Here is a 9,716-nt window from a genome sequence, read left to right on the forward strand (position 1 = left end):
AGACTGTGGAATACGCGTTTACCCGTAGGAGCAAAGCTTGCTCGCGATTGCGGTGGATCAGGCACTGCATTGTTGACTGGACTAACGCCATCGCGAGCAAGCTTTGCTCCTACAGGGGGTATGCGTACCTGGCCCCCAACCCGGAAACTGGCGGAAGGTAGCCGGAGTCGAACCGGCCCGGGAACGGATGCCGTCCCCAACCGGGTTTGAAGCCCGGCCGCGCCACCGGGCGCGATTACCTTCCTTGAAATCAGTGATCCGTTCGCCGGGCCAGCGCATTGTCCTGGCGGATATGGCGCTTGTCGCCAATTCGTCGTGTCAGACCGAGCCGGTCGAAGTATTCGAGAATCTGGATACTGCGTTTGCGTCCCAGGCCCAGCGCATCGCGAAACGCCGCCACCTGGATCACCGGATTGGCGTCGGCCAGTTGCAACAGCATAGCCGCCAGACGATGGATCAGCGTGTCGGTGTAGAACAGGTCGCGCACCACCTGATGCATCAGCCCCAACCGGGCCATTTTGCGCAACAACGCGCGCACCCTGGCTTCGTCATGACCCAGTTCGCGCACCCACGGCGGATCGAACCCGGCCGCCTCGAACAACGGCTGCAACTGATGCCACAGGGCTTGGTCCTCCTCACTCAGGCGCACCTGATGATCGGGCATGTGCAGCCACGGGCCGTTGGCGGCAATGGCGCCGCTGGCCAGCGATTCGTCGAGCAGGCTGATGAAGGTCGGGCGGTCGAGGGTCGTTCCAGTGAAACGGCGCAAACGATCACGGTCCGGGCCCATCTGATCCGGTTCCAGTTCATGAAACCGCGCCAGGTGTTGCAGCAACCCGGCTTTCAATGCCTGCCAGCGGGCAGCGTCGAAGAGTACCGGCCCCTGCCGTGTCTCGATCAACCGCACCTCTTCCGGCAATTCCCAGGTGGCCCGCGGACGGTTGAACTGGCGTTCCAGCCGCTGTGGATCGAGTCCGTTGTCGCTGTTGGCCAGCAACACCGGCAGTAGCATTTCCAGGCGAGCATTGCTGGCCAAGGCCTGTAACTGCGCCAACCGTTCGGGGCTGCGGCGGTGACGGGTCGGCGCGAACGGGTCGAGTACCCGACCGCCACCGAGGGTGCGTTGCGCACTCTGGTCGCGCAGGATCAGCGGATCCCCCTTCACCGCCTGCACCGGCCCATTGAGCAGGATCTGCGCGAACATTCGCTCGCCCGGCGCCAGGCTGGAGCCTTCCAGCAAGGCCACTCGGCCCGTCACGTCTTGAGTACCGATGTGCACATGCACCGGTTGAAAATGCTCGAAGGCACGAGGTTCGCCGGGCAACAGCTGAAAGTCGATGTCCAGGCGCTGGGTCGAGGCGTACAGCCATTCGGCCGCCAGCCATTGACCGCGATGGATCTGCTCCAGCGCCAGGCGTTCGGCCTGCAGGTTCAACGCGACGCGCTGCCCGGCCGTGGCGCTTTCGGCGGCTTGATTCTGCGCATGCAGACCCCTTACCCGCACCGGTTTGCCGGAGGGGCCGAGCAGCAACGTATCGCCCACCGCCACCTGCCCGGACAGTGCGGTGCCGGTGACCACGATACCCGCGCCGGCCACACTGAACGCCCGGTCGATCCACAGGCGAAAACCACCGTCGAGGCTGCGTTGCTGCACGTCAGCCTGCGCCTCCAGCAAGGTCTGACGCAGGACGTCAATGCCCTCCCCGGTGACGCTGGACAACGCAATCAGTGGCGCATCGGCATAAGGACCGGGCGCCAGCAAGGTGCTGATCTGCTCGCGCACGGTTTGCACTCGGGACGGCTCGACCCGATCGCATTTGCTGATGGCCACCAATGCTCGCGGGATGCCGAGCAGTTCGACGATGGCCAGGTGTTCCCGGGTTTGCGGCATTACGCCGTCATCGGCGGCCACCACCAGCAGCACCAGATCGATGCCCTGCGCCCCCGCGAGCATGTTGTGGGTGAAGCGCTCGTGACCGGGCACGTCGATGAAACCGGTCAGGGCCGCGCCTGGCTCCAGCGCCGCGTAGAGGTAGCCCAGGTCGATGGTCATGCCGCGTTCGCGCTCTTCCCGCCGCCGATCACCGGCCTGCCCGGTCAGGGCCTGAAGTAATGCGGTCTTGCCGTGATCGATGTGCCCCGCGGTGCCGACAATCACCCTGCCTGTCCCTCCTGTTTGCAATCAAGCGTGCAAATGATCCAGTTGCGCCAGCCACGCCGGTTCGTCGTCCAGTTGCCGCAAATCCAGCCACAAGGCGTCGTCGTCGATGCGTCCGAGCACCGGGATCGGCAAGCCGCGCAAGGATTCCTCCAACCCATGCAGGCAGCGCCCGCGCAGGCGTTTCGAACTGTGCGGGCGCAGGCACAGCGCGGCACTGGGCAAGCGCGCCACCGGTTGACTGCCACTGCCGATCATGCCCAGCGCCGGCACTGCGCTGACGCTCCAGGCAGCACCCAACACCTGCGCCAGTGAAGGTTGCAGGCGTTCAGCCTGGGCGAGGATATCCGCCTGGGGACGCGTCAGCAGGCGCAGGCTGGGCAGGCGTTCGGCCAATTGATCCGGGTTGCGGTACAGGCCCAGCACCGCTTCGAGGGCGACCAGGGTCAACTTGTCGACCCGCAACGCGCGTTTCAACGGGTTTTTCTTGATCCGGGCAATCAGGTCTTTGCGCCCGACAATCAACCCGGCCTGCGGACCGCCGAGCAACTTGTCGCCACTGAAGGTGACAATGTCCGCGCCATCGAGCAAGGCCTGGCGCACCGTGGGCTCGGCGGGCAGTCCCCAGCGAGTCAGGTCCAGCAGGCTGCCGCTGCCCAGGTCTTCGAGCAGCGGCAAACCATGCTGGTGCGCCAATAGCGCCAGCTCTGACGTCGGCACGCTGGTGGTGAAACCCTGAATGTTGTAATTGCTGGCGTGCACCCGCATCACCAGGCCACTGCGCGGGCCGATGGCGGCTTCGTAATCCCGGGCATGGGTACGGTTAGTGGTGCCGACTTCGTGAAGCTTCACCCCGGCACGGGCCATGATGTCGGGAATGCGGAATGCGCCGCCGATTTCGATCAGTTCGCCCCGGGAAATGATCCCCTCCTTGCGTGCCCCCAGGCTGTTGAGGGTCAGCAGCACCGCGGCCGCATTGTTGTTGACCACGGTCACCGCTTCGGCCCCGGTCAATTCGCGGATTAGCCCTTCAATGAGATCGTCGCGGTCGCCGCGCTTGCCGCTGCAAAGGTCAAATTCCAGATTCAACGGATAACGTGCGGCCATTTGCACAGCATCGATGGCCTCCTCCGGCAGCAAGGCACGGCCCAGATTGGTGTGCAGCACGGTGCCGGTGAGGTTGAACACCCGGCGAACGTGACTGCGATGCTGGCTGGCCAGGCGCTCCCCGACCCGGCCCGCCAATACTTCGGGGCTTGTTTCGACGGCTTCGACCTGACCCTGCCGCAGGTTTTCACGCACGTCATCGAGCAATTGCCGCAAGGCACCCAACAAAGCCTCGCGTCCATAACGCTCGGCCAAGGGGCTGCACGCCGGGTGACGCAGCAGGCTGTCGATGGAAGGCAGGTGCAGGGTTTGGCTGGCAAGGCTTGCGGGCATCAGGCGCTCCGGAATACCAGGGGATTGGCCGCTTCAGTCCCGGCCCCATCGCGAGCAGGCACGCTCCCACATTTGAATGCATACCCCTGTGGGAGCAATGCTTGCTCGCGATGGAAGTCCAGGCGATGCAATCCTTCAGACAGTAGGCGTCATCGCTCACGACCATCGCGAGCAAGCATTGCTCCTACAGGTGATCGACTACATCCTTCGTGCCAGAGTGTAGACCCTGTGCTCACTCGTCTCCCGGTGCCAGCAACAGATTTGGAGCCAGCCGCTGGTAGCCGTCCTGGGCCAGGCGCATGTCCAACATCAGGCTGGCAAGGTCCGCCGACAATGCTTCGGCACGGGCGTCGTTCTCCAGATAGAGCAGCTTCAGATAAGCATTACAGCCCGGGCAGACCTCGGCCCGTAGCGGCGCCTGATTGGCGGCGTGGCGATCGTCTTCGAGGCTGAGGTACTCCAGGCCTTTGCTCTGCTCGCAGTACACGCATTTGACCCGCACCACGTGCCATTCGCAGGCGCACAAGGAACAGACCAGATAGCGCAAACCGTTGTGCTTGCCACGATTGCGAATCACCCCGGCCATGGCCGGCGAACCGCAGGCCGGGCACTGGCTGAGGCTGTTGCCGGCGGTCAATTGCAGATTGGGTGTGCTCAGCAGCCAATGGCTCCAGGCGGTTTGCAGCGCCGCGCCGAGGAACGGCACCAGGGCCGCCGGCACCAGTGAATACTGACCACTGACCAGCGCCACCGCCCAGGCGCGGCGTTGTCCGGCACTGGCCTCACGCAAGGTGTCCAGTGCCTCGGTCACGGCGGGTTGGTCGGGGGCTGCATAACGCTGCAACAGGGCATCGAGCCAGGCCTGCCAATCATCCTCGCGGCTCAGGCTGTCGGCGGCGAATGGCGGCAGTCCGTGTTCCAGGCACAACTCGATGCGTTGTCGGTCGAGGGGCTCGCTTTGCGGCGGATCATCCAGCACTTGCTGCTGCGCCCGGCACACCCCGGCCAGCAGGCGCAGGTAATCGGCCAGAGGATGCCCTTCGGCCAGATGCTCAAGGCGCTCGGCGCGCAGGCTGAACAGGTTGTGCGGCGGCAGGTGCAGAAACGGCGGCGAACCGGCCGCCGCTTCGATTTGTCCAGGTTCGAGGATGGTCGCCAAGTCGCTATCCCTTTTTGTTCACAGGCATTTTGCTCAACGGCGGGTCTGGACGCTCGTCCCGCGTGACTTCCCGATACCACAGTTCGTGGTGTTTCTTCGCCCAGGCGCGGCTGACCCAGCCGTGCAGCATGGCGCTGACGGAACCCTTGATCCAGATGCCGGCGTAGATGTGCACGATGATGCTCAGAATCAGCACGAAACCGGCCAGGGCATGCAGCAGCATCGCCCAGCGAATGGCCGTGATGCCGAAGTACGCACTGAAATACGCCCGCCAGATCACCAACCCGCTGAACAGCAACACCAGCATGCACAGCAGTAAAGTCCAGAACAGCAGTTTCTGCCCCGGGTTGTACTTGCCAATGGGTGGCACGCCCTCCTCTTCGTTGCGCATCACCCGGTCGATGCGCCTGAGCCACAGGCGATCGTTGGCGATGAAGGTGTTGGCGCGCCAGAAACGAAACACCAGACCGAGGAAAAACAGGAACATCAACACGCCCATGAACGGGTGCAGGATGCGGGTCCAGGGGCCGCCGCCGAACAGGTTGCTCAGCCAGAACAAGGCCGGATGAAACAGGGCCAGCCCGGACAACCCCGCCATCAAGAACAGAATCGCCACCAGCCAGTGATTGGTGCGCTGGTTGGCGGTGTAGCGAAGGATCTGCTTGCGGATCATGGTCGGTCCCCTGTCTTCGGAGCCTGCTTCGGATCATAGGTGTGCACCGACGGATCGACTTCGTGCACCGCCGGATCAGGTCCGTGGGGCAGTTCATCCTCTTCGACCACCTGCGGACCGACGCGCACGTAGTGGAAGAATCCGGCCAGCACCGCCGCGCCCATGGCCAGCAGCGCCAGGGGTTTGCTCACGCCTTTCCACAGGCTGACCAGCGGGCTGATGACCGGGTCGCTGGGCAACCCGGCGTACAGTTTCGGCGTGTCGGCGTGGTGCAACACATACATCACATGGGTGCCGCCGACGCCTGCCGGGTCATACAGACCCGCGTTGTCAAAGCCGCGGCTCTTGAGGTCGACGATGCGCTCGGCGGCATGCTCCTTCATGTCTTCCTTGGAACCGAACACGATGGCGCCAGTCGGGCAGGTTTTCACGCAGGCCGGCTCCAGCCCTACTGCCACCCGGTCCGAACACAGCGTGCACTTGTAGGCCTTGTGATCCTTCTGCGAGATGCGCGGAATGTTGAACGGGCAACCGGTGATGCAGTAACCGCAGCCGATGCAATGGTCCTGATTGAAATCGACGATGCCGTTGGCGTGCTTGATGATCGCCCCGGGGCTGGGGCACGCCGCCAGGCAACCGGGTTCGGCGCAGTGCATGCAGCCGTCCTTGCGGATCAGCCATTCCAGGTTGCCGGCGTCGGTTTCGTGCTCGGTGAAGCGCATCAGGGTCCAGGTTTCTGCGCTGAGGTCCTGGGGATTGTCGTAGGTGCCGAGGTTGTGACCGACATCGTCGCGCAGCTCGTTCCATTCCGAGCAGGCGACCTGGCAGGCCTTGCAGCCGATGCATTTGGTGGTGTCGATCAGCTTCGCCACTTCCTCCAGGTTGCGCACCGACGAAGGCACGGTGGTTGTGGCCGAGCGGGCAATGATGTCTTGGCTGGCCATTTAGATTTTCTCCACGTTGACCAGGAATGACTTGGATTCCGGGGTCTGGGTGTTGCCATCGCCGAGGAACGGCACCAGGGTGTTGGTCAGGTAGCCGTGGCGCGTGAGGCCGGTGAAGCCCCAGTGCAGCGGAATCCCAATCTGGTGCACCACCTGATTGTTGACCTGCAACGGCCGGATCCGCTTGGTCACCACCGCCACCGCTTCGATGTGCCCGCGCTTGCTGCTGACGCGCACGCGGTCACCGGCGACGATGCCTTTCTCCTTGGCCAGCACCTCGCCGATCTCGACGAATTGCTCCGGCTGGGCAATCGCGTTGAGCCTGCAGTGCTTGCTCCAGAAGTGGAAATGTTCGGTCAGTCGGTAGCTGGTGGCGGCGTATGGGTAGTCCTTGGCCACGCCGAGGGAATCCCACACCGAATCGAAGATCCGCGCCGCCGGGTTGCTGGTGGCTTTCTTGTTTTGCGGGTGCAGCGGGTTGATGCCGATCGGCGTTTCGAACGGTTCGTAATGCTCGGGGAACGGGCCTTCGTTCATCTTGTCGACGGCAAAGAACCGCGCCACGCCTTCGGGGTTCATGATGAACGGATTCATCCCCGCTTCCGGTGGCACGTCGGCCTTGTAGTCCGGCACATCGGTGCCGCCCCAGGCTTTTCCGTTCCACCACACCAGGCGTTTTTTCTCATCCCACGGTTTGCCTTGCGGGTCGGCGGAGGCGCGGTTGTAGAGAATCCGTCGGTTGGCCGGCCAGGCCCAGGCCCAGCCTTGATGCTGGTGCATGCCGAACGGATCATTGTTATCGCGCCGGGCCATCTGGTTGCCCGCTTCGGTCCAGCTGCCGCAGAAGATCCAGCAACCGGAGGCCGTGCTGCCGTCATCCTTGAGCTGGCTGAACGCAGCCAGTTGCGTATTGGCCTTGATCGCAGCGCCGGTGGCGTCGGTGAAGTCGGCGGCGGCACTGCCGTTGATTTCCTTGGCCAGTTCCTCCGGCGAAGGCTCGTCGGGAACCTTGTACGGCCAGGTCAATTTGAGGATCGGCTCGGGATACGCGCCACCATTGGCCTGGTAACGCTGACGCAGACGCAGGAACAGTTCGGCCATGATCCGTATGTCGGTCCGTGCCTGGCCGGGGCCATCGGCGCCTTTCCAATGCCACTGCAGCCAACGGCTGCTGTTGACCAGCGAACCGTCTTCTTCGGCGAAACAAGTGGTGGGCAGGCGGATCACTTCGGTCTGGATATCGGCGCTTTTCACATCGTTGTACGGCCCCACGTTTTTCCAGAATTCCGAGGTCTCGGTGGACAGCGGGTCCATCACCACCAGCCATTTGAGCTTGGCCAGCGCCGCCATCACCCGGTTCTTGTCCGGCAACGCGGCAATGGGGTTGAACCCCTGACACATGTAGCCGTTGACCTTGCCCTGGCCCATCAGGTCGAAGACCTTGAGGATGTCGTAGTTGGGAATGTCCAGTTTCGGCAGGTACTCGTAAGCCCAGTTGTTCTCGGCCGTGGCGTTGGCGCCATACCAGGATTTCATCAGGCTGACGTGGAACTTGCTGTAGTTCTGCCAATAGGACAATTGCCCCGGACGCAACGGTTTTTGCGTGCGTTTGACGATGTAGGCGTTGTAATCCTGCTCGGCGTCGAGGGGCAGCGTGAGGTAGCCCGGCAACGAGTTGGACAACAGGCCCAGGTCGGTCAGGCCCTGGATATTGGAGTGCCCGCGCAAGGCATTGACGCCGCCACCCGGCATGCCGACGTTACCCAGCAGCAATTGCACCATCGCCGCGCTACGGATGATCTGCGAGCCGATCGAGTGCTGGGTCCAGCCCAGGGCATAGAGAATCGTCATGGTCTTGCCCGGTGTCGAGCACGTGGCGATTTCTTCCCAGATTTTTTGCATGGCATCGACCGGCATGCCGCAAATCTGGCTCGCCAGTTCGAGGCTGTAGCGGCTGTAATGCTGTTTCATCAATTGATAGACGCAGTGCGGGTCCTGCAGGGTCGGGTCGGTCTTGACGAAACCGTCCTCACCGAGTTCATAGCCCCAGCCGGACTTGTCGGTGTAGAGGCGCTTGGCTGCGTCATATCCACTGAAAATGCCATCCTCGAAGCCATAGCCGGCCTTGACGATGAACGACACGTCAGTGTAATTGCGCACGTACTCGTGCTGGATCTTGTCCTCGGTCAGCAGGTAATTGATCAGACCGCCCATGAACGCGATGTCGGTACCGGTGCGAATCGGCGCGTAATAGTCGGCCACCGAAGCGGTCCGGGTAAAACGCGGATCGACCACAATCAGCCGCGCCTTGTTGTGCGCCTTGGCTTCGGTCACCCATTTGAAGCCGCAGGGGTGTGCTTCTGCTGCGTTGCCGCCCATCACCAGGACCAGATTCGCGTTGGCGATATCGGTCCAGGTATTGGTCATGGCACCACGGCCGTACGTCGGGGCAAGACTTGCCACCGTCGGGCCGTGTCAGACACGCGCCTGGTTATCGAACCCCAACATGCCGAGACTGCGAACCACCTTGTGGGTGATGTATCCCGCTTCGTTGGACGCCGCCGAGGCCGCGAGGAAACCGGTGGTCAGCCAGCGATTCACTGTCTGGCCCTGGGCGTTCTTCTCGATAAAGTTGGCGTCGCGGTCGGCCTTCATCAGGTCGGCGATGCGATCCAGCGCTTCATCCCAGCCGATACGCGTCCATTCACTGCTGCCGGGTTTGCGCACCTGCGGATATTGCAGGCGCCCGGGGCTGTGAATGAAGTCCAGCAGGCCGGCGCCTTTGGGGCACAGGGTGCCGCGGTTGACCGGGTGGTCGGCGTCACCTTCGATGTGGATGATGCTTTGCGCGACATTCTTCGCCGCATCGCCCTGGCTGTACATGATCACCCCGCAACCGACCGAGCAATACGGGCAGGTGTTGCGGGTTTCATGGGTATGGGCGAGCTTGAAGTGACGCACCTGTTCGGCAAAGGCAGGCGTCGGGGCCATGCCCAACGCGCCCAGGCTAGAGCCTGCAAGGCCGATACCGGCGACCTTGAAGAACTGACGACGGCTGAGGTCCATCGTGCACTCCTGATCAGGTGGAGATCCGGTGCTTTGCCGGATTTTTCTGGACAATCACGGTCGCGGCAGACGGGCTGCCGACACTTCAACTTTAGTCAACCCTGTCGAATTCGCGATGAAAACCGACCGTCGGGCTTAGGGGCAATGCTTGCTCGTGATGGATTGGGGCATATCCGTTTCTCCGGTATTGGCGGCTGGCGGTTTCGCCCTTACGGCGAGTCACTTTGAAAAGCGCAAAGTAACCAAACGCTCTTGCCCCACCACTCGGTGCCTCGC

General features: G+C 62.9%; 7 protein-coding genes and 1 tRNA gene. All 8 read right to left on the minus strand.

The features are described from left to right. Positions 1-148 precede the first annotated feature (148 nt). Positions 149-244, minus strand: a tRNA-Sec gene (locus GPL81_RS06115). Between the two features lie 6 nt (positions 245-250). Further along, complete coding sequence (gene selB / locus GPL81_RS06120) at positions 251-2,158, minus strand: selenocysteine-specific translation elongation factor (RefSeq protein ID WP_160105833.1); 1,908 nt, start codon at positions 2,156-2,158, stop codon at positions 251-253. A 24-nt stretch (positions 2,159-2,182) separates the two neighbouring features. Beyond that, positions 2,183-3,598 (minus strand): L-seryl-tRNA(Sec) selenium transferase, encoded by a 1,416-nt coding sequence (selA, locus tag GPL81_RS06125; protein ID WP_160105835.1) that lies wholly within the window; start codon positions 3,596-3,598, stop codon positions 2,183-2,185. 232 nt (positions 3,599-3,830) lie between these two features. Next, entirely contained in the window at positions 3,831-4,757 is a 927-nt protein-coding gene (fdhE, locus tag GPL81_RS06130; protein WP_160105837.1) for a formate dehydrogenase accessory protein FdhE, read from the minus strand. 4 nt (positions 4,758-4,761) lie between these two features. Then, complete coding sequence (locus tag GPL81_RS06135; RefSeq protein ID WP_160105839.1) at positions 4,762-5,430, minus strand: formate dehydrogenase subunit gamma; 669 nt, start codon at positions 5,428-5,430, stop codon at positions 4,762-4,764. Next, positions 5,427-6,374, minus strand: coding sequence for a formate dehydrogenase subunit beta (gene fdxH / locus GPL81_RS06140; protein ID WP_160105841.1), 948 nt, complete (start codon positions 6,372-6,374; stop codon positions 5,427-5,429). Before fdxH ends, GPL81_RS06135 begins: the two co-directional genes overlap by 4 nt. Continuing rightward, positions 6,375-9,440: a formate dehydrogenase-N subunit alpha gene (gene fdnG / locus GPL81_RS06145; RefSeq protein ID WP_160105843.1), complete on the minus strand. Its 3,066-nt coding sequence runs from the start codon at positions 9,438-9,440 to the stop codon at positions 6,375-6,377. 91 nt (positions 9,441-9,531) lie between these two features. After that, positions 9,532-9,716: hypothetical protein (locus tag GPL81_RS31205; RefSeq protein ID WP_218585634.1), on the minus strand; the 185-nt coding region annotated here is incomplete at its 5' end.

The sequence above is a fragment of the Pseudomonas izuensis genome, from assembly GCF_009861505.1.
Taxonomy (GTDB): Bacteria; Pseudomonadota; Gammaproteobacteria; order Pseudomonadales; family Pseudomonadaceae; genus Aquipseudomonas; species Aquipseudomonas izuensis.